General features: G+C 34.2%; 1 protein-coding gene. It reads right to left on the bottom strand.

From position 1 onward, the window contains the following. Positions 1-225 (bottom strand): DUF2887 domain-containing protein (locus FFO06_RS21005; RefSeq protein ID WP_137909720.1); only part of this gene is annotated, 225 nt, incomplete at both ends.

Here is a 225-nt window from a genome sequence, read left to right on the forward strand (position 1 = left end):
CTAAATAAATTCGTTTAATTCTTCCACTATTAATCAATTCTTGTTGATAAGCAGTTAATTCCCCCACATCTAAACCCCGTTTCCCAAATAAGGCTACTCCTTGCCAATCTTGTACGGGTTTAAATTGGTTGAGATAAATGTTGATTTCCGCTATTAATTCCCAGTAAAAATCTGGTTTTGGTTGAAATTGCACTTCGACAAAATAGATGGGTTTTTCTACACTAT

It is taken from the genome of Dolichospermum planctonicum (assembly GCF_005402965.1).
Classification (GTDB): Bacteria; Cyanobacteriota; Cyanobacteriia; order Cyanobacteriales; family Nostocaceae; genus Dolichospermum; species Dolichospermum planctonicum.